The following is a 19,553-nucleotide window of genomic DNA, read 5'->3' on the forward strand; positions in this document are numbered from 1 at the left end:
AAGCCACTTATCCTGCTCCTGCCTCTCGCTGCTAGCTGTTTCGGTAAGTTACCAAAGGGAGACTATCCTCCCCGCACCGTCCCCGCTAAACTCTTCCAATCCGGCTTCTCCCGAATACTGCGGATCAGAATGGAAACGCTCATCCGGTCAACTCTTCGAGTAGCCCTGCCATCTGGATCTTCACCCGAACCGCATCGAAAAGAACCTGCGCCCACCGCGCTCCCGAGGAAGCCCATGTCTGCCATCAAGCCCACCGCTCGCGTCATCCTTCATGCCTGCGGCGCGCTCCTCGCTCTTGCCCTTCCGCAAACATCCCGTGCCGCCGAGCCCGCCGCCAACACCATCCAGCCGCGCCAGTTCGCCGCCGTCGCTCACAACTCCGAAGACAACCAGTTCCTCCTCTTCGGTGGGACCTACGGAACCACCCGCTTCAGCGATACCTGGCTCCTCGGCTCCTCCGGATGGCAGCTGCAGCACCCCTCCACTCATCCTGAAGAGCGTGTCTCCGCCGCCCTCGCCTTCGACAGCATTCGCGATGAGTATGTCCTCTTCGGTGGCCGTGTCAAGAAGTCCGCCGCCGCCACCTGCAACGCCGGCGCAGTCCCCACCGGCCTTGCTACCGAGCTCTTCTGCAAAGACACCTGGGTCTACAAGAAAAACAACTGGACCCGCATGTCACCCGCCACCATGCCTCCGCGCCGCGAACTCCACGCCATGGCCTTCGACGCAGCCAGCGGACAGGTCGTCATGTTCGGCGGTGTCGGCTACACCAGCTCCGCTCCGCTCGGCGATACCTGGGTCTGGAACGGCTCCAACTGGAAGCAGATCGTCACCGCCCACAAGCCACCCGCCCGTTTTCTCCACTCCATGGCCTACGATCCCGTCAATCAGAAGGTCGTCATGTTCGGCGGCGATGGCGGCGTAAAGATCCTCAACGATACCTGGCTCTGGAACGGCAGCGACTGGCTTCCCGCCCCCAAACAAATCACCCCGCCCGACTTCTACACCGCCGCCGGCATGGCGTACAGCTCAACCCTGCGTAAGATGGTGCTCTTCTCTGGCCACACCTGGAACGGAGCCCGCTCCGGCACGCCCTCGTACAACTCCTGGACGTGGGACGGCAACCAGTGGAAGAAGCTCCCACTCACCAGCTTCGAACTCATCACCAACTTCTCCAAACTCACAGCCAGCCAGGCAAGCAAAGCAATCCTCGCCAGCGGCACGCCCTCAATGCTCTGGCTCTCCCGCTAACGCATCACCTGGATTGCCCGTACGTTGGGTGCCCCATCCATGGCTGTACTTGGCCATGGGTGGGATATCTCGCCACAAACTCGTCCCCACCCGCAAATCGGAGCAGCACCGGGCTTCAGCCCGCGGTAAACATCCCGTCCCCCAGGCCGCGCTTTAACCCCGGAGCCGCCTAAGCGACCTCTTCCATCGCGTTCTTCGTCTCTTCCGCAGCCGCAAACGCGGCCAGCCCCATCCACTCCGGGATCGGAAACCCGTCGCGCGGATGAATTCGCCGATCCGCCACCGTATCCCGCGCCGCCGTATGGTGGTTCCGGAGATGGTCCTGGATCACCCGGCGGCACGCCATCTGCTCCGCACGCGACAGCCGCGACCAGTGCACCAGAAATCCCTGCCCGCAAACAGCGCAGCGAACATCACTTCCGGCATGCGAGAGCTCACAGTGAACTTGTTCCATAAATTCGGTATCTCCTTCAAATAGCAGAGGCCGGTCACACCCGGCGTCCACCTCGTCCTATTCTGGAAGCTACCTCTCCACCTGCGCCCGCCGCCATGCCACGAAGGCGTTATCGCGAGTCAGGGGACGACATGGCGTCACGGCCATTGGTGCCCGTCGGACAAAGTGAATATGCTTATCTGGTCTGTTTAGTATAGAAGTTGACCCCAGACGCAGCCAGCGAAATGTGCCGCGGCGACCCTTAGGAATTTATTGAAGAAGTCTGATTGGGCTGTTTCGGAGTAGCGTGGGGCTTTAGCCCCACGAATAAGGTCAATGGAATGTGCAGGGCTTCAGCCCTGGGCTGTTCTTCAGTGAAAGCGATGAGATCGTTCAACAAATTCGTAGGCCTCACGCAAGGTCCACAGCAGTTTTTTCGATTTACGGGAAGAAGAGTCTATGAGTGAGAGTGTGATGGAAGCAGTACAGATGATTCGAGTGCAATTGCCGGATGGTTCCGTGCGCGAAGTAGCAAAGGGCACCACCCCCTTCGATGTAGCGACCAGCATCTCCCCCCGGCTCGCCGCAGCCGTAGTAATCGCGCGGATCAAGCCGCTCTCCCTCGAAACGATCGAAGGCGACGCCAGCGACCCCGAAGCCTCCGAAGCCGCCATGTACGGCGCTGCCACGTCCGGAGAAAGACTCGTTGACCTCACCGCCCCGCTCACTGAAGACGTCTCCCTCGAGCTCCTCAAAGAATCCGACGAAGCCGCCCTCAAAGTCGTTCGCCACTCCGCCGCGCACGTCATGGCGACCGCCATTCTCGAGCTCTTCCCCGAGACCAAGCTCGGCCACGGCCCCGCCACCGACGCCGGCTTCTTCTACGACGTCTATCGCGAGACTCCCTTCTCCGACGCCGACCTCGCCGCCATCGAAGCCCGCATGGCCGAAGTCGTCGCCCGCGACGAAAAGTTCGTCCGCGAAGAAGAGCCGCGCGAAAAAGGCCTCGAAGACTACGCCGCCCAGGGCGAGTTCATGAAGGTCCACTTCATCGAGCGCTTCACACACGCCGGTGAGTCCATCTCCCTGTATAAGAACGGCAACTTCACCGACTTCTGCCGTGGCCCGCACGTCCCCTCCACCGGCCGCGTCAAGGCCTTCAAAGTCACCTCCGTAGCCGGAGCTTATTGGCTAGGCGACGAGAAGAACCAGCAGCTCCAACGCATCTACGGGACTGCATTTTTCAACGCGAAAGACCTCGACGCCCACTTCAAGCGGCTCGAGGAGATCAAGGCCCGCGACCACCGCGTCCTCGGCAAGCAACTCGACCTCTTCTCCATCCAGGAGGTCGCCGGCTCCGGCCTCATCTTCTGGCACCCCAAGGGCGGCCTCATCCGCAAGACCATGGAAGATTGGATGAAGTCCGAGTGCATTCGTCGCGGCTACGAGATGGTCTACACCCCGCACATCATGAAGCGCGAGCTCTGGAAGATCAGCGGCCACGAGGGCCACTACGCCGAGAACATGTACCCCCCCATGGAGCTTGACGACGCCGAGTACCGCCTCAAGCCGATGAACTGCCCCGGCCACATCCTCATCTACAAGAACTCCCCCAAGAGCTACCGCGACCTTCCCGTCCGCTACGCGGAACTGGGCAACGTCTACCGCTACGAACGCTCCGGCACCATGCACGGCCTGCTCCGCGTCCGCGGCTTCACGCAGGACGACGCCCACATCTTCTGCACCCCGGCCCAGATCGAAGACGAGGTCATCGGCTGCGTAGAGTTCGCCCAGTCCGTCCTCCACACCTTCGGCTTTGCCGAGTTCAAGGTCGAGCTCTCCACCTGGGACCCCGAAGACAAGAAGACCTACACCGGCACCGAGGCCAACTGGAACCTGGCCATCGAGTCCCTGCACCGCGCCCTCGATCGCAAAGGCATCCCCTTCCGCACCATCCCCGGCGAAGCCGCCTTCTACGGCCCCAAGATCGACATCAAACTCGTCGACGTCCTCGGTCGCCTCTGGCAGCTCTCAACGGTCCAGTTCGACTTCACCCTGCCCGAACGCTTCGGCCTCGAATACAAGGGCGAAGACGGCGAGATGCACCAACCCGTGATGGTGCATAGAGCGTTGTTCGGAAGTGTAGAACGCTTCTTCGGTGTCCTCATCGAGCACTACGCCGGAGCCTTCCCCCTCTGGCTCGCTCCCGTCCAGATCGGCCTCGTCCCCATCTCTTCGGACAAGCACCTCGAATATGCCGAGAAGGTTAAGGCGCAACTCGAAGCCGCTGGCCTTCGCGTAGAACTCGACGGCCGCAACGAAAAGATGAACGCCAAGATCCGCGAATTCACGCTACAAAAAGTCCCTTTCGTCCTCATCCTCGGCGACAAGGAATCCGCCACCGACTCAGTAAGCGTCCGCACCCGGGGCAAGGGCGACGAAGGCAGCGTCCCCTTAACCACCTTCATCGAACGCACCACCACGCTCCTCAAAGACCGTTCAGCAACCCTCTAAACAACGCTGTCTAGCCCCCAGCCAACACCCTGTGCCCCATTCATCGCGGCAGTATCGCGATGAATGGGACCGCCACTGAGCCTTCCCTTGTCATCCTTCGCCGCAGGCGGAGGATCTGCTTCTCCCCCGCCACCAAGGAAGCGTCATCTCGACCGAAGCGCGCGCAGCTTCACCGTCCGCCGCGCATTGGAGAGAACCCCGCATTTCGCCTTTGACCGTTGTCCCTGCGATTGTTTCGTCTTTGCTCTTGCCGTCATCCTGAGCGAAGCGAAGGACCCCGAGAGGTCCCACATCACCGAAGAATCTTCCCTCTTTCAGCCAACGAACCCGCCTCTATCCGAGCCACAAAGCCGGGTGCCCCACCCATGGCAAGCACTTGGCCATGGGTGGGTCCGCCACCACCCCGCGTATTACCATCAAACCTGCCGCATGATCCCCACCAAACCCATCGCCCAAGACGGCTTCACCATCGCCCGAGGCGTCTTACCCTCCGAGACTCTTGCCGCTCTCATCGAATCCTCTATCCTTCCCGAAGACGGTCGCGGCGGCGTTCGCAACCTCCTCGACATCCCAGCCTTCCGCGAGTTGGCAGACTCCCCTCAAATCCGCGCTCTTGTCGAACCCATCCTCGGCACCGAAGCCTTCCCCGTCCGTGGCATCCTCTTCGACAAGACCGGCGAAGCAAACTGGAAAGTCCCATGGCATCAGGATGTAACCATAGCGGTTACAAATAGGATCGAAGCGAGCGGCTACGGTCCATGGTCGATCAAAGCCGGCGTCCAACACGTCCAACCGCCCGCGCAGATACTGGAAAACATGCTCTCAGTTCGTATTCATCTCGATGACTGCCCGGCCTCAAACGGCGCCCTCCGGGTCATCTCCGCAACACATCAATACGGCAAGCTAAGCCAGGCTGAAATTGAAGCGGTGGTATTGCAACAAGTTCCCATCACCTGCGAAGCGGACGCAGGCGACGCTCTCCTCATGCGTCCGCTCCTGATACACGCCTCCTCACCATCCACCGTGCCAAGCCACCGCCGCGTCATCCACTTCGACTTCGCAAACGTCGAACTAGCCAACGGCTTAGGGTGGCGCGAGCGTAAAACTCCAATGTTGGCAGGATTAAATCATGCCTGAACTCTCCGAACCCGACCGTCTCACCGCCCGCGCTCTCCTCGACGATCTCCGCGCCAAAATCGAAGCCGCCTCCGCAGGCGACGAAGCCCTCCGCTTCCAGCTCAAGCGTTACATCGCCAAGCGCCTCGAGTTCGACGAGCGCGGCACCCCCACCCATCGCAAGCGCCTCAAAGAAGAAAAACGCACGTCGCAGAACAATCTCTGCGCCTCCTGCGAAGAAGACCTCCCCGCCACCGGCGCCGAGCTCCACCGCGTCCGCGCCATCGCCGGCTACACGCCAGAGAACACCCGTCTCCTCTGCCCCCGCTGCCACGCCAACGCCGAAGCCCTGGCCAAGCTATAGGCTATGCAAACGATCCAGCTCGAAACGAAGATCGCCGCCCCACCCGACCTCTGCTTCCTCCTCTCCCTCAGCATCGATCTCCACCTCGAGAGCACCGCCCAGACATCTGAACGGGCAGTCGCAGGAGTAACTTCAGGTCTCATCGGTGCAGGCGAGACCGTCACTTGGCAAGGCCGTCATTTCGGGTTCATACTTCGCCACACCAGCATCATCAGCGGATACAGCAGGCCAACGTTCTTCCAGGACTCCATGACGAAAGGCATGTTCAAGAGCTTCGAACACGACCACCACTTCGCCGAGATCGACGGCGGGACCCTGATGCGCGATGAACTGCGGTTCGAGTCGCCGTTCCAACCCTTAGGAACGTTGGTCGATCAGCTGATCCTGAAGAACTACTTCACGAAGTTTTTGACAGAGCGCAATGCCGTCATAAAGCATGCCGCTGGACACGAAGACTGGCGTAGGTTTATTCCTGAGGGCGTGTGAAGGAATAACTTGGGAAAACAGTTCACGCTCCGCGACAGCATCACCATCCACGCCCCCATCGACCGCTGCTTCGCGCTCTCCACCAGCATCGAGGTCGTCGCCCTCACCCTTGCCATGCGCCCCGTGTCCTACACACCCGAAGCCAGGCTTAGCGGTATGATCGCCGCCAACGACCGCCTCCTCTGGCGCGGCTGGAAGTTCGGCCTCCCCCAACTCCACGAGACCCTCATCACCGCCTTCGACCCACCGCACTTCTTCCAGGACACCATGGGCCGCGGCCGTTTCGCCACCTTCCAGCACGACCACCACTTCACCCCGCTCGAAGACGGCGCTAGCACCCTGCTCGAAGACGAACTCCGCTTCTCCATGCCCTTCGGCGCGATGGGCGCGCTGGTCGGCGCAGCCATCATGGTTCCCCACATCAAGGGTCTACTCCGCCGCCGGTTCGCTCTCCTCAAGCGCCTCGCCGAAACCGACGCCTGGAAGACCCACCTTCCCGCGTGAGCGCGTCGCTCAGTTGTGGCTTGAGTACCGCGCCTCGGAGTTCCCCATCGGCCCCGTCAGTTCCTTCGGAAACAGGACCACCCACTGCGCCGACTGCTGCCCTAGCGTCTCGTAGCTCAGCCCCGAGGGATGCAGCGCATCACCCAGCAGCTTACGGTCCCGGGCACTCATCGGAGGAAAGACATGCGGCGAACCGCTGAACTCCACATGCCGGATCGCCATCCGCGCAATCTGCCTCAGCCTCAGCCTCTGCTCGGCAAGGAAGTTGCCCGCATCGAACCGGATCTTCTCCCGCTCAGTGCCCGATAACCCCAGCATATCCAGCGAAAGGCTCTCGATCGCCTCCAGTACCCGTCCATTGTCCGCGATCAGGATGGGCGTATCGCGGCCCGTGAGGTATACCAGCATCCGGGGCTCGTTCGACCCAGGGGGACCTTCGTCGAAGCTGATCTCCGCCCGGATCTCCAGCTCACCCATATCGCTAAGTAGTTGAACCAGTTCCGCAATTCTCTTGCTGATTTCCTGTCGATTTCGCATTTGGCCGCCTGGCTGATCAAATCTTCAGACTTCACCGCAAACTACTCGAGGGATCCCAGCTCTGTAGCCCGCGCGACGGTGATCCTATCGCTAGATACGACAGAGACTCAGAGAACCATTTGTCGATTGCGAAATACTTTGGCCGATTGCGCATAGGTTACGTCGCAAAGCATACATAAGCCCCTGCGAGGTGGGCCAAGAAAATAATTGGTCCCGCGATTATTAGCTTATTTCGTAACGTTACTTTATAAGACGCGACCTGTTGACAGGATCAAATCCGCACCTCCGGACACACCTTTTCGGAGACCCCATCTTCGTCGGTCCGGAGAGTTCGTTATCTGAAAGTTCTACCGACGGCCTTGAATTGTAGGAGGATTCCCAGCCTTACGCCGCGCCCGTTTCGCTGCAATCTCCCGCATCTCGCGGCCCAGGCTGGTCCGGTTCATCACCGCCTGCTGCGCAATCCCGATCAGGTTGCCCACGGACCAGTACAGCGCCAGCCCCGAAGCATAGTTCCACGTCATGTAGCCCGAAAACGCCGGCATCATGAACGCCATCATCTTCTGCTGCTGCGGATCCACACCCGGCGAGGGTGTGTAGAACTGCACCAGGAACTGGCTCACGATCATGATGATCGGCAGGATATGGTACGGGTCCGCCGACGTCAGGTCTGGCAGCCAGAACCAGCTCGCATGCCTCAGCTCCACCACCTTCGGCAGCATCCCGAAGAACGCAAACAGCAGCGGCATCTGGATCAGCGTCGGAATGCATCCGCCGAACATATTCACGCCGTTGTCCTTCTGCAGCTGCATGATCTCGGCGTTCATATCGTTCCGCTTCGGATCGGTCACCTTGTACTTCTTGTACTTCTCCTTGATCGCGTCCATCTGCGGCTGGATGCGCTGCATCTTCAGACCGCTCTGCATGGTCTTCACCCGCAGCGGCAGAATCAGCAGGTTGATCGCGACGGTAAGGAAGACAATCGCCCATCCCCAGGACCCGCTCCAGTTCAAGGTCACGTAGGAGTGGATGGACTGCAGGGCGAGGAAGAGGTACTTTCCGATCGGCCCAAAGAATCCAAAGTCCAGCAGCGGCTCCAAAGACTCTTTCGACCCCGTCGGATGGATCCCGCGCAGCACATTCACCAGCTTCGGCCCGACATAGATCCGCGCCGTCGTGTGCCCGCTTGTATCGCCCAGCGCCGTTCCCAGCACCGGCACCAGCACCGGCTTGTCCGAGTTCGAACTGAAGCCCGTCTTCTTGATCGTCTTCGCCACGTCGATCTGGTTCGAGAGCGTCGACACCGTAGCCGTCGCAGGCGAGTCCGGCAGGAAGACCGCAGCGAAGTACATATCGCTCACGCCCACCCACTCGAACGGCCCGTTCAACGTGTCGCCGTTCGTCACCTTTTTAGGAGCGAGATGCTCTTCCTTCGTATCCCGCATGGTGTCGAACTGCGCGCTGTTGTAAGCCATCGCATTGTCCTGGTCGCCAAACCCTCCCGGCCAGCTGATCAGCGCCCGCACCGGAACTCCATTGCGCGTCACCAGCACATCCGCATGGATCAGGTAGGTCTCGTCGAACGAGAACGTCTTCGTTACATCCAGCCCATTCGCCGCGTAGTGGAAGCTCACGCTCCCCGGCGTCGAAATCGACCCGGTCGCCGACGCCACATACATCGCCGAGTTCACTGCGGCCGTCGTCGCACTGTCATACGTAAACAGCGACAGCGGATATCCGAACGCCTTCGCCGCCTGCTCGTGTACCAAGTTCAGCGGCTTGCCGTCCGCGTCCTTCTGCTTCTTCAGGATCCAGCTCACCACCTGCCCGCCGCGGTTCGAGAAGACGATCTTGTACAGCTCGTTCTCGAGCACAGTAGTCGTCTCGGCCACTGCCTGAATAGCCGGCATAGCCTGTGTGCCCAATGCTGCCTGAACCTGACCAACCGGAGCCGCTACTGTCGACGGCGTCTCCACCGTGCGCTGCGCCGCGGCCTGGCCCGCACTCTGGCCGCCGTTCTGGGTCGCCGGGTTTGCCAGCGGAGGATTCGTCTTCTGCCGGTAATACTGCAGCCCGAAGAACACGCCCACCATGACGATCATCATCAGGATGAGGGACTTGTTGTCCTGGGTACCGCCGCTGCCTGCGCTTGCCTGGTTCGGATTCTTGAACTCTGCCACGAAACTTCCTATCTAGTACATCGTTGTCCATCTTGGCCATCGGGCCAGCGTCGCTCCAGCCTGTTCAGACTTCTCTGAACTCCGCGCAAGGGTTTGATCCCCGCAGCGAAGGCTCCGCGACACCACCTCTAATGATAAATGCTCCGCGTAAATACGAGCTTTCCTCGCTCACCACTGAGAGTCCGTCATTCTGAGCGCAGCCGGGTGCCGGGTGCCCCACCCATGGCTCGCACTTGGCCATGGATGGGTCTGCCACCGCCGCCCGCCAATACCTCGCATTCTGGAACGTCGAGCATCGCGCCGGGGAGAGACCCCCACATTTGCCTTTGCACTTGCCTTTGCTTCTAGGTAAGCCAAGCCTTCAGCCTCGGCGCTCCCGCCCGCCACCACTTCGGGGCTAAGCCCCTGGGGTTATGCATTCCACTCAGCCCCACACCCGTCGCCGCACCCCGCAAGTACCCGCGTTATCATGGGCGGAACCATTCCCCCGGAAACCACTATCCGAGGCTTGCCTCGGCTCAATCGATCCTCATCTCTCACCTTTCCCGCACGAGGGTTTTGCATGAAGCGTTTGTTTGGCTCCTTGGTTTTGTTTCCAGCTTTGTCTTTGTGTCTCTTCACCTGCTTCAACCCACAAGTAAAAGCGCAGGAGTTTAAGGCGCCCTATCCCGGCAAAGGCGTGGTGACGGTCAAAGGCGACTGGCGCTTCCACACCGGCGACGATGCCGCCTGGGCCGACCCCAAGCTGGACGACACCACTCCCACAGCCGGCTGGGAGACCCTCACCGCCGACGATCCCTGGGGCGCGCAGACGCACCCCGGCTACACCGGCTTCGCCTGGTATCGGCGGGCCATCGAGATGGATGGCGTGAAGGGGCCGGTCTCGATCGCCATGCCGCCGGTCGACGATGTGTACGAGCTCTACTGGAACGGGGAGAAGATTGGCGGAGATGGGTCGCTGCCGCCCCATGCGCACTGGCACCTGCGGAACTATGCAGATGTCTACTCTCTACCCAAGCCGGACGCGGAGGGAAGGCTGAACGGCGTGCTGGCGGTGCGGGTGTGGAAGACAATGCTCGGCACCGTGGAACCGAATGACGGCGGCGGTTTGCATGGCCCGCCAGCGATTGGGGACAGCAAGCTGCTGGAAGACCGGCTGCAACTGGCAGATGTGAAGTACGAGCGGGCGCGCCTGATCCTCATTGTCCTGTATGTCTTTTTTGCGGTAATTGGGGGATTTTCCCTCGGTTTGTGGGCGATCAACCGGCGTCGGAAACTGAACCTGTGGCTTGGGGTCTTTCTGCTGTGCTCCGCGTGTACCGTGGTGGCTGCGTTTCCGGATTTTCAGCGATCTGTGGACTATGGGTGGCACCAACTGTATTTGCAGCTTTACGACGCTGGCGTCGACATTGGGGTGTGGATGCTGGTCTTGACGTTGTTCGGCCTGGACCGGGAGAGGCTGTGGCGGCGAACGACGGCGATCTTTGTCGCGGTGTACCTGGTCTCGTGTGCGGTGGATGTGGTTGCGCTCTTCATGTGGGCTTCGGGGCGGCCAGTGCTTCAGGTCATCGACGGGGTGACGACGGCCATCTACTCGATGGTGCCGCTCTACCTGTTTGTGCTAGTGGCGGCAGGGCTGCGACGGCTTCGCGATCTGGCGCTGCTGCCGATGGCGCTGGCCTGCGTGACGCTCGAGGCCTACAACCTGGTGAATGCCGCGCTGGGGCAGTTCAAGCGGTTTACGCACATCGACTTCGCGGCGCTGATCGCGGCAGCGGCGATCCACCTTGGCCCGTACCTGGTCACGTTGAAGACCCAGATCGGGATTGGGGTGCTGGTGGTGATGGTGTGGACCGTCGTCCGGCAGCAGGCGCTGGAACGGAGGCAGCAGGCGGCGCTTCTCGCGGAGGTGCAGTCGGCGCGCGAGGTGCAGCAGGTGCTGGTGCCGGAGTCGGTCGCGCCGGTGGAAGGCTTTGCCATCAGCAGCCTCTACTGGCCGGCTGAAGAGGTGGGTGGCGATATGTTCCAGGTGCTTCCCGGCGATGCGGGCGACGTGCTGATCGTCTTGGCGGACGTGAGCGGCAAGGGCCTGAAGGCGGCGATGACGGTCTCGCTCATCGTAGGCACCATCCGCACCCTGGCCGACTACACGATGGACCCGGTCGAGATCCTCAACGGCCTGAACCGCAGGCTGATCGGACGCACCAGCGGCGGCTTCGCCACCTGCGTCGTGCTCCATGTCAGCGCAACAGGCGAGGTCGCGATGGCCAACGCCGGGCATCTCGCACCCTTCCTGAACGGGGAAGAGATGTCGGTGGAGGGATCGCTCCCACTGGGTCTCATCCCCGGGGCCACCTTCGACACCGTCCGCTTCAACCTGCAGCAGGACGACGAGATCACGCTCTACACCGACGGCGTCCTCGAAGCCCAGAACGCAAAGGATGAGCTGTACGGCTTCGACCGGACAGCCGCGCTCATGCGTTCCAAACCAACCGTGCGCGCCATCGCCGAAGCCGCAAAGAACTTCGGCCAAAGCGACGATATCTCGGTAGTAAAGCTGGTACGAGTAGCCCCCGACGACAAACGCGAACGCATGTCGATAGACCTGAAAACAGTCGACATGACGATGCCGTCACGCGAGCTGACCCCAGCCTAGATGCCGTGTGCCCCATATCTGGCAGCCCTATCGCCAGATGTGGGACGAGCCACCACGGCCCAGTGCCGGGTGCCCCACCCATGGCTCGCACCTGGCCATGGGTGGGACGTAAACCGTCAACCGAGCATCTTTCCAACCAATAAGAAATCGTCATCTCGACCGAAGCCAATGCGGCTGTATCGCATGGCGCAGTGGAGATACCCCCGCATTGGCCCTTGCTCTTGTTGCTGTCGTTATTCGTTCCTGCCGTCATCCTGAGCGAAGTCGAAGGATCCCAACACCCCTAACATCACCCAAACCGCTCGAACCCTTCAGCCTCGAAACCCGTGAAGCCCCACGATCAATCCCTCTCCGGCACCGGATCAAACCCACCCTTGGCGAACGGATGGCACCTCCCCAACCGTTTCATCGCCATCCACGACCCCCGCAAAACCCCAAACCGGTGCAGCGCCACATACGCATACTCCGAGCACGTCGGCAGATACAAACACTGCGTCGGACTCACCGCATGAGCCACCGGCGACAACACCCGCTTGTACAGGAAGAACGCAACGCGGAGCCCCGTAGAATCACCATCGGAAGCATTCCGACTCATAGACAAACCCTCAGCAAATCAGCAGGCAAACGGCGGGAGCGGTCGCGCAACCGTTAGTGGCCCGGCGACCGCAGCCTCCAGCGGAAGAAAGACCGTCACAACCGTCCCTGATCTTCTCGGTCTCGGACTGCTGCGCAGCAGGATCCGCCCAAGGTGCCTCTGCAGAATCTCCGCGCTGATCCACAGCCCAAGCCCCGACCCTCCAATGCCCTTTGTCGAAAAGAAAGCTTCGAACGCCCTCCGGCGGACCTCCTGGCTCATCCCGGTTCCGTTATCGGCGATCGTCAGCACCACCCCCGCCCGTCCGCTCCTCCAGTCCCGCCCCATCCTGCTGCGAAGAAACAGTCGCCCTCCCTGGCTCATCGCATCAATCGCATTCCCCAGCACGTTCCCCAGCGCCTGCCGCACATCCCCTTCGAAGCACACCACCGGCTCAGTCGCCCGTTTACGTTTCTCCACTTCGATCCCAGCGTTCCGGATACGCGACTCGTACGCCATCAGAACCCCTGAAAACAGCACGTCGCAGGTCGCCAACTGCGGAGCGCTGGCCTGCTTATGCATCCGCAACGCCTGGTTCGCGATCGTCGAGACCCGCCGCAGTTCCTTGTCGGCCATACCCAGCCATTCCTTGATCTGGCCGTCCTCGGACCTCTGCTGCGAAAGCCACAACGGGTTGGTCACCGCTTCCAAAGGATTGTTGATCTCGTGCGCCATGCTCGAGGCCAGCCGTCCCACTACCGCCAGCTTCTCCTGCTGCATCAGCGCCGCTGCCGCCCGCTCGTTCTCCAGCAGCCGCAGCCGAGCCTCCAGCAACAACATCACCTGTCGCGAGAGCGCCTTCAGCGCCAGCACCTGGCTAGCCGAGATCGTTCGCGGCTCAGTATCGAAGACGCAGACCGTTCCTAAAACATGCCCGTTCGGCGCAACCAGTGGAGCTCCCGCGTAGAACCGTATGCCCGGCTCCCCCAGCACCAGCGGATTTTCGGCAAACCGGGGATCAGCCAGCGTGTCCTCCACGATCAGCGGCTCCGGACTCGTCAGCGCGCACGCGCAGAAGCTCTCAGCTCGCCCCGTCTCCGAAGACCCCAGCCCCACCTCCGATTTGAACCACTGCCGGTTCAGATCCACAAACGAGATCAGCGAAAAACGCGTTCCGCAGATCTCGCTCGCCAGAGTCGTCACATCCTCAAACCCCTGCTCCGGCTGCGTATCCAGAATCGAGTAGCGATAGAGCGTGGCGAGGCGGTCGGCGTCGTCTTCCGGGATGGGTGCGGTAAACACTGAGGTTGGTAATGGTGATTGTATAAAGTTAGCCTCGCGGGAGAATAGATTACTCCGGCACACCGCGAATAGATTACTTCCCGGCGTCGCTCGATGCTAAATCCGGCTTTGGATCGCTCCCGTTCGGCGTTTCATCTTCCCGTCTCATCCGCGCCGCCAGCTTCTGGATCGTCTTGAACACCGTCCCCACCTCGCGCTCCAACACCGCAAACTCCAGGTCGATCACCGACCGCCTCGGATGCAGCACCACATCCACAGGAGTCGTCAGCGCTCCAAGATTCTTCCTTACCGCCTCCCGCATCCGCCGCTTGATCCGGTTCCGGTCTACCGCCTTACCCATCACCTTACCCACAGTCAGCCCGACCCGCGCACCCTCCGCGCCGTCGGCGTCACTCTCGATCTCCAGCGGCGAGCGAAGCACAAAAAAATAACTCATCTGCTTCGAGAACTGTTTGCGGCTCGCCTTATAAACCCGCTGGTAATCGGCATGTTTCCGCAGCCTGAAGATAAGAGGACCCATCCCACAAGCCTAAAGCGCGCAGCCTTCGCCTGTATACCTCGCTGGCTCACTGACCTTGCTAGCTCACTGGCCGATAAGCTCTCCGCAATCACATGAACCGCCCACTCCGGGAAACCCGGGCCCGTCCGCGCAACCCCACGCCAAAGTTGTAGTGGACAGGACGTATCCCCCTCATAGCATAGGAGGCTGCAAGGAGAGGCCAATGGAGCAGAGTTCTCGGCAGGGACAAACCAGCACTCTGCCGGCCGATCCGCCGCCGGGGATGTTCGCGTTGCTCGCCGGCTTCCTCTGTATAGAATTCCTTCTGGCCGTAGTCTGTCTGAACGGCCCCCACTTCGGCTCCGACTTCGCCGAGTTCTGGGCCGCCTCACGTCTCGGCCTCGCAGGCCACGCGACCGACATCTATAACGGCGCAATCCTCGTCCAGACCGAAAGGATCGTGACGCCCGCACTCAGGGACGGCACGCCATGGTTCTATCCACCCACCTTTTACCTGGTGGTCCTTCCGCTCAGCCTGTTGCCCTACAAACTCGCCTACTGGGCCTTCGAGATCGCGACGCTGACCTTCTTTCTGCTGGTCTCTCGACGCGTTACCAGAAACCGCACCGCGCTCTGGTGCCTGGCCGCGTCTCCCGGCCTGTGGATCAATCTCCTCTATGGGCAGAACGGGTTCCTTACCGCCGCGCTCGCCGGTTCAGCCTTGCTCAGCCTGAAGCGACGCCCCATCCTCGCCGGCGTCTTCATCGGCCTCCTGGCGATCAAGCCCCATCTCGCTCTTCTCTTTCCAGTCGCTCTCATCGCGATCGGCGCGTGGCGCACCTTCGCTTCCGCCGCAATCACGACCGTCGCGTTTGTCCTCGTCAGCGTCCGGGTCATGGGATCTGCAGCGCTGAAACAGACCTTCGCCAGTCTCGGCTATGCGCGAGCGCTTCTCGAAGATGGCGCCTGCCGCGAGAAGATGCCGACCGTCTTCTCCTTCCTGCGATTCCTAGGTACCCCGCTCCGAGCCGCGTATGCCCTTCACGCGTTGGTGGCCATGCTCGCGATCGCCGCCGTATGGAAGGTATGGCGTTCCTGCGACGACTGGAGATTGCGCGGCGCATCACTGATGACCGCGACTCTCATGGTGAGCCCCTACATGCAGGTCTATGATCTGACCTGGTTAGCGCTCCCAATCCTCTGGCTCTCTCTCGCAGGGCTACATAGCGGCTGGATCAGAGGCGAGCGCCCCACCCTAATCGCCGCCTGGCTCTTGCCTCTTCCGATGGCGTGGGTCGCCACAACGACCCATCTCCAGACAGGGCCATGGATTCTCGGAGCCCTTCTAGGTGTCACGCTGCGGAGGGCGATCGCGTCCCGCGAGGTAGCCAAACCAGGCCTCGCATACGCGACCTAAGAAGCCATAAGCACCGCGAGCGTGAGGACAATTTACTTGCTGACGCTTATGCGCGAAAGTATCGCTCCTGTCGTTCGTTCATCACCCGCAAAGTCAGTCGGCCTCACCGATCCAGCCTCAGGAAGGACGAACGTCTCTATCTACCAGCCTGCACCCCTACTTGTCCTTTCGCTGCGATTGCCTGCAGCTTTGCAAAGCTCTTCGCCACAGCGTCAAACGCCGCGTGAGCCTCAGGATTATTGCTTGGGACCTTCGTGATGCCGTGTGGAGTCAGCACCGAATACCCGCCGTCACCACCTTGTTGGCCAATTACTAGGATCACTTCCTCCGTTGCTTTGATGTTTGTCATGTTCGACTCCTTTACTCGGGACAGAAATGTATCACGTTGCGGCTTCCCGCAACCACAAATAATTTCCCTCAAGATGCGACCTCTTCACCTGTTTTGAATGGGACGCGAACTGGACAATGTAGGCCTAGCAACAAGGATTTGAGCTAGCAACTCGACACAAGGTAACGTCGGAAGCTTCCCATAGCCCGTTTCTGAGGGAAATGGACATCCGTCAGTTTGGAGACGACGACTCGACGTGGTCGACCACCAGGACCGCGACCGGCTCTTTCGCAGGCTTCAGCTGCAGCCCCAGTTGTTCCTCGATCGCCGTGAACAACTCCGGCGATGAATCCTCACTCGCGGGCGCATCATCAGGCGTCCACTTCAGTTTGAAGTCATACCGTCCGTCCAGGCCAGTCTTGTCTACCACTATCCGCCCTGTAATCTGCGATAGCTGCTCGGCGATCAAGTCCATCGAAAGCCCTTCAGCGTGGAAGTACGTCCTCCCGCCGCCATAGCTCTTCCCATTCGACTGACTTGCCGTAAGTTTCGACCCACTCTTCGCCACCACCAGATCATAAGCTGGGAGCACGCGTGTCTCGCGATGCAGCTTCATCGAGAACCGATCCTCTAAAAGTCTTTGCACCATGCGTCGTTTGACCATACGGTCTTGTTCCGACGTCATTGCCCGCAGCATTACATCCGCCGCTGAGTCGGTCGTCGCCTGAAAATCAAACCGCGTCGAGTTCATCCACGATGGCCCATCCAGAATCTGCTTCTGCGGCATGTCGTAGGCCCACCCCGTTAGGTTGATCAGGGTAATGTTGATCGCGCTGAATCGTCCACCCTCCGGGTAATTGATGTGCGTATGTCCGTCCGGCGAAGGTGCGGCCGGCTTGATCGTCGCTGCCTCAAACGCTAGGTCCGCATTTGTCTTCGCCGAAGTCGCCTGTGCGCAGGCGTAGCCCAGTCCAACGACCCAAAGCAATCCCAACATCAGCCAGCCACCTCTGTTTCTTTCGCGAAGTCCCCTCATCGATCTGCCCCTTTCCTTGCGGATACAAACGCATGCTATCCGAGCTTGGCCGTCCTTCGTCCCGTATCCTCACACATGGGAGAAGCTCTTGCTCATCTGGAATGCCTTCTTAATATCGTTTAGCGCCCTGTTGCCGCTCATCAATCCCCTCGGGTCGTCGCTCGTCTTTCTTGGTCTAGTGGGAGAGGTGCCTTCCGGGGTTTATCGATCGCTCGCCCGAAAGATCGCGGTCAACAATATCGTCTTCCTCGCGGTGATTGAACTCTTGGGATCCGCGATCCTTAACTTCTTTGGAATCTCCCTGCCGATCGTGCAGGTGGCAGGCGGGATCGTGATCGCGAGCATTGGTTGGTCTGTGCTGAACGAGCAGGACTCCGAGGCCAGTGCTCGCAACAAGCGCGAAGAAATCCAGCTCGACCAGAGCACCAGCTTGCGCAATTTGGAACAGAAGGCTTTCTATCCCTTTACCTTTCCCGTCACCTCCGGGCCGGGAACACTGGTCACGGTCTTGACTTTGAGCGCGCGCTTCTCAGGCAGTCCGATCTCACAAAATGTCCTGGGGCACATAGGGCTCCTCGTTGCTGTGCTCGTGCTGAGCGCGGCGGTGTATGTGTGCTACGCCTACGCACCCAGAATCACCCAGACCATTTCTCCCACGACAGCCCATGGAATCCTTCGGGTTGTAGCGTTCATCACGATCTGCATCGGCGTGCAGATTACATGGAACGGCCTCTCCTATCTGATTTCGACAATCTCAAAGCACTAGAGATCTCTGTTCGCCAACGAATACTCGCTACCTTCAACTAAACTGTCTGCCGCCTGCAGTCAGATTTTGCAAAACAGCGTCGGCAACAGGGACCAAACCAGATCAGTTTCCGACAACCCCGTTTTACATTCGCAAGTCCGGATTGTTCTATGTTTGAACCGTGATGACAGCGAAGGTGTCGCTAGACTGCAACAGCATCAAAGATTGGGACTCGTTCCATGACGAGTTCGCCGGGGCCTTTGGTTTCCCAGCCTTCTACGGCAGAAACATGGATGCATGGATCGACTGCTTGACGTCCTTAGACGCACCAGAGGACGGCATGTCCACCGTTCACTGTGAGCGTGGGTCTGTGGTGACGCTTTCTCTGTCAAACGTCAAGGATTTCGCGGAACGCTGCCCGGAGCAGTACAACGCCGTCATCGAGTGCTCAGCCTTCGTAAACTGGCGACGACTTGAAGTGGGAGACCCGTCGGTTTTGGCGCTCAGCTTCCACCGATAAGAAGCGAGGAGCACCCGAAGTCTCCTAAAACGCCGTTTTGCATTCCCTTGGCAGACCAAGCCCTGCGCCGCAGCCTCTGGGATAAACTTTCTGCCATAGATATGGATCTCCAAACCGATATCGACGGTATCAGGACAAAAGTCGCCACACTGGAAGCAGCCCGAGATCGCACTACAGTTGCGGGCGTCAAGGCGGAGATTCAAGCTGAAATCGACCAGTGGATACTCATTCATGCTCATGTCCTACTATCAACGCGATTTGCCAGCCCCGAAAAAGCCTTGGAGGATCTTGCGCCGGAAAAACCTGCTGCGAGTCCGCGCACGGGCCCTGTTCACGAAATCAGCAATGTAAAGCGGTGGATCGTTATTGCATTCACGCTCGGTGTCATCGCCGGAGCTATTTCCCTTTGGCTTCTTCTATGAGTGAAGTAAAAGGGTTTCCCCGCCAAGCAGCCGACTTGCTCGAAAGTCGGTGTTATAGGAAACTTCGACACGACCTTCCGCTAACGCCGTTTATTAGGCCTGTCCCTATCTTGAGGACAGGGGCCATCAAATCCCGTCGCGAACGTTTTTTTTCTCATGCCCCAAAAATTCTTCCCGAGAGACAAGTCGGTCATCTAGGAACCTCCACTTCATGCCGGGAGTGTCGTCGTCTTCTGCAATCGTGTGAATGGTGTCGCCTATTGTTCTGCGCGAGTTTTGCCGCAAACCTTTGTTCCTTCCGCCACTACCGAGGCGGAGCCGATGACAAGCAGCAGAGCTGTGGCCAACATCCACTTGGTCAAAAAAGTTGCTTTATCGTGGTATTCCATATCGTAGAAGGCGCCATCGGACCGGCGGCCTTCGATGCTGAGGACTTGATGGGATAGCGGTAAATACCTCACCCGCGCGAACTGACCGTCCAACGCTGCCAAACCGAGCGCGTCGAACGAGACAACCTCTCCCGAGCTCGAACGTACTTCAAAATCTGTTTGGCGGTAGCCCCAATTCGTTTTGACAACCCCTGATATCACTTCGGGCGGACGACTCACTTCATAGGCACGCCGACAATATCCGAAAGACAGAAAGGATGATGAAAGCATCACGACAGCG

20 protein-coding genes are annotated in these 19,553 nt (G+C 60.0%); 11 read left to right on the forward strand and 9 right to left on the reverse strand.

The window, feature by feature from the left end:
• The first annotated feature begins 234 nt into the window (after positions 1-234).
• A complete protein-coding gene (locus HDF16_RS10130) occupies positions 235-1,251 on the forward strand; it encodes a kelch repeat-containing protein (RefSeq protein ID WP_184216048.1) in 1,017 nt (338 codons plus the stop codon).
• Between the two features lie 169 nt (positions 1,252-1,420).
• Here the strand turns inward: HDF16_RS10130 and HDF16_RS10135 are convergent, their stop codons facing one another.
• On the reverse strand, positions 1,421-1,705 hold the full coding sequence (locus HDF16_RS10135; protein WP_184216050.1) for a hypothetical protein: 285 nt from the start codon (positions 1,703-1,705) through the stop codon (positions 1,421-1,423).
• Positions 1,706-2,143: 438 nt separating this feature from the next.
• On the opposite strand from HDF16_RS10135, the gene thrS reads away from it, so the two are divergent.
• From thrS to HDF16_RS10160, 5 genes are all read left to right on the forward strand, one after another.
• Positions 2,144-4,198 (forward strand): threonine--tRNA ligase, encoded by a 2,055-nt coding sequence (thrS, locus tag HDF16_RS10140; RefSeq protein WP_246408934.1) that lies wholly within the window; start codon positions 2,144-2,146, stop codon positions 4,196-4,198.
• Positions 4,199-4,627: 429 nt separating this feature from the next.
• Complete coding sequence (locus HDF16_RS10145) at positions 4,628-5,335, forward strand: phytanoyl-CoA dioxygenase family protein (RefSeq protein WP_184216052.1); 708 nt, start codon at positions 4,628-4,630, stop codon at positions 5,333-5,335.
• The gene (locus HDF16_RS10150; RefSeq protein ID WP_184216054.1) at positions 5,328-5,678 is read left to right on the forward strand and encodes an HNH endonuclease signature motif containing protein; all 351 of its coding nucleotides are present in this window, start codon (positions 5,328-5,330) and stop codon (positions 5,676-5,678) included. The genes HDF16_RS10145 and HDF16_RS10150 overlap by 8 nt, the downstream gene beginning before the upstream one ends.
• 3 nt (positions 5,679-5,681) lie before the next feature.
• Positions 5,682-6,164: an SRPBCC family protein gene (locus HDF16_RS10155; RefSeq protein ID WP_184216056.1), complete on the forward strand. Its 483-nt coding sequence runs from the start codon at positions 5,682-5,684 to the stop codon at positions 6,162-6,164.
• A 9-nt stretch (positions 6,165-6,173) separates the two neighbouring features.
• Positions 6,174-6,668, forward strand: a complete 495-nt coding sequence (locus tag HDF16_RS10160) for an SRPBCC family protein (RefSeq protein ID WP_184216058.1) — start codon at positions 6,174-6,176, stop codon at positions 6,666-6,668.
• A 9-nt stretch (positions 6,669-6,677) separates the two neighbouring features.
• Here the strand turns inward: HDF16_RS10160 and HDF16_RS10165 are convergent, their stop codons facing one another.
• Positions 6,678-7,205, reverse strand: a complete 528-nt coding sequence (locus HDF16_RS10165) for a hypothetical protein (RefSeq protein ID WP_184216060.1) — start codon at positions 7,203-7,205, stop codon at positions 6,678-6,680.
• Between the two features lie 347 nt (positions 7,206-7,552).
• Positions 7,553-9,385, reverse strand: a complete 1,833-nt coding sequence (gene yidC / locus HDF16_RS10170; protein WP_184216062.1) for a membrane protein insertase YidC — start codon at positions 9,383-9,385, stop codon at positions 7,553-7,555.
• Positions 9,386-9,947: 562 nt separating this feature from the next.
• Here yidC and HDF16_RS10175 point away from each other — a divergent pair.
• Positions 9,948-12,041 (forward strand): PP2C family protein-serine/threonine phosphatase, encoded by a 2,094-nt coding sequence (locus tag HDF16_RS10175; protein WP_184216064.1) that lies wholly within the window; start codon positions 9,948-9,950, stop codon positions 12,039-12,041.
• Between the two features lie 340 nt (positions 12,042-12,381).
• Here HDF16_RS10175 and yidD read toward each other — a convergent pair whose 3' ends face one another.
• The 3 genes from yidD to rnpA all read right to left on the reverse strand — a co-directional run bounded on the left by yidD (position 12,382) and on the right by rnpA (position 14,437).
• Positions 12,382-12,636: a membrane protein insertion efficiency factor YidD gene (yidD, locus tag HDF16_RS10180; protein ID WP_184216067.1), complete on the reverse strand. Its 255-nt coding sequence runs from the start codon at positions 12,634-12,636 to the stop codon at positions 12,382-12,384.
• A gap of 18 nt (positions 12,637-12,654) precedes the next feature.
• Positions 12,655-13,917 (reverse strand): ATP-binding protein, encoded by a 1,263-nt coding sequence (locus HDF16_RS10185; protein ID WP_184216069.1) that lies wholly within the window; start codon positions 13,915-13,917, stop codon positions 12,655-12,657.
• A gap of 73 nt (positions 13,918-13,990) precedes the next feature.
• A complete protein-coding gene (rnpA, locus tag HDF16_RS10190; RefSeq protein WP_184216071.1) occupies positions 13,991-14,437 on the reverse strand; it encodes a ribonuclease P protein component in 447 nt (148 codons plus the stop codon).
• Positions 14,438-14,639: 202 nt separating this feature from the next.
• Between rnpA and HDF16_RS10195 the strand changes: the two genes are divergently transcribed.
• Positions 14,640-15,833, forward strand: coding sequence for a glycosyltransferase family 87 protein (locus tag HDF16_RS10195; protein WP_184216073.1), 1,194 nt, complete (start codon positions 14,640-14,642; stop codon positions 15,831-15,833).
• A gap of 136 nt (positions 15,834-15,969) precedes the next feature.
• On the opposite strand, the gene HDF16_RS10200 is transcribed toward HDF16_RS10195, so the two are convergent.
• Positions 15,970-16,182: a hypothetical protein gene (locus tag HDF16_RS10200; RefSeq protein ID WP_184216075.1), complete on the reverse strand. Its 213-nt coding sequence runs from the start codon at positions 16,180-16,182 to the stop codon at positions 15,970-15,972.
• A 211-nt stretch (positions 16,183-16,393) separates the two neighbouring features.
• Positions 16,394-17,158 (reverse strand): TIGR03435 family protein, encoded by a 765-nt coding sequence (locus HDF16_RS10205; RefSeq protein ID WP_184216077.1) that lies wholly within the window; start codon positions 17,156-17,158, stop codon positions 16,394-16,396.
• A 127-nt stretch (positions 17,159-17,285) separates the two neighbouring features.
• Between HDF16_RS10205 and HDF16_RS10210 the strand changes: the two genes are divergently transcribed.
• The 3 genes from HDF16_RS10210 to HDF16_RS10220 all read left to right on the forward strand — a co-directional run bounded on the left by HDF16_RS10210 (position 17,286) and on the right by HDF16_RS10220 (position 18,884).
• Positions 17,286-17,963 (forward strand): MarC family protein, encoded by a 678-nt coding sequence (locus HDF16_RS10210; protein WP_184216079.1) that lies wholly within the window; start codon positions 17,286-17,288, stop codon positions 17,961-17,963.
• A 163-nt stretch (positions 17,964-18,126) separates the two neighbouring features.
• A complete protein-coding gene (locus HDF16_RS10215; RefSeq protein WP_184216315.1) occupies positions 18,127-18,462 on the forward strand; it encodes a barstar family protein in 336 nt (111 codons plus the stop codon).
• Positions 18,463-18,509: 47 nt separating this feature from the next.
• Positions 18,510-18,884: a hypothetical protein gene (locus tag HDF16_RS10220; protein ID WP_221312632.1), complete on the forward strand. Its 375-nt coding sequence runs from the start codon at positions 18,510-18,512 to the stop codon at positions 18,882-18,884.
• Between the two features lie 257 nt (positions 18,885-19,141).
• Here the strand turns inward: HDF16_RS10220 and HDF16_RS10225 are convergent, their stop codons facing one another.
• A complete protein-coding gene (locus tag HDF16_RS10225) occupies positions 19,142-19,543 on the reverse strand; it encodes a hypothetical protein (protein ID WP_184216085.1) in 402 nt (133 codons plus the stop codon).
• Between the last annotated feature and the right edge of the window lie 10 nt (positions 19,544-19,553).

Origin of the sequence: Granulicella aggregans, assembly GCF_014203275.1 — a bacterium.
In the GTDB taxonomy this organism is placed as follows: Bacteria; Acidobacteriota; Terriglobia; order Terriglobales; family Acidobacteriaceae; genus Edaphobacter.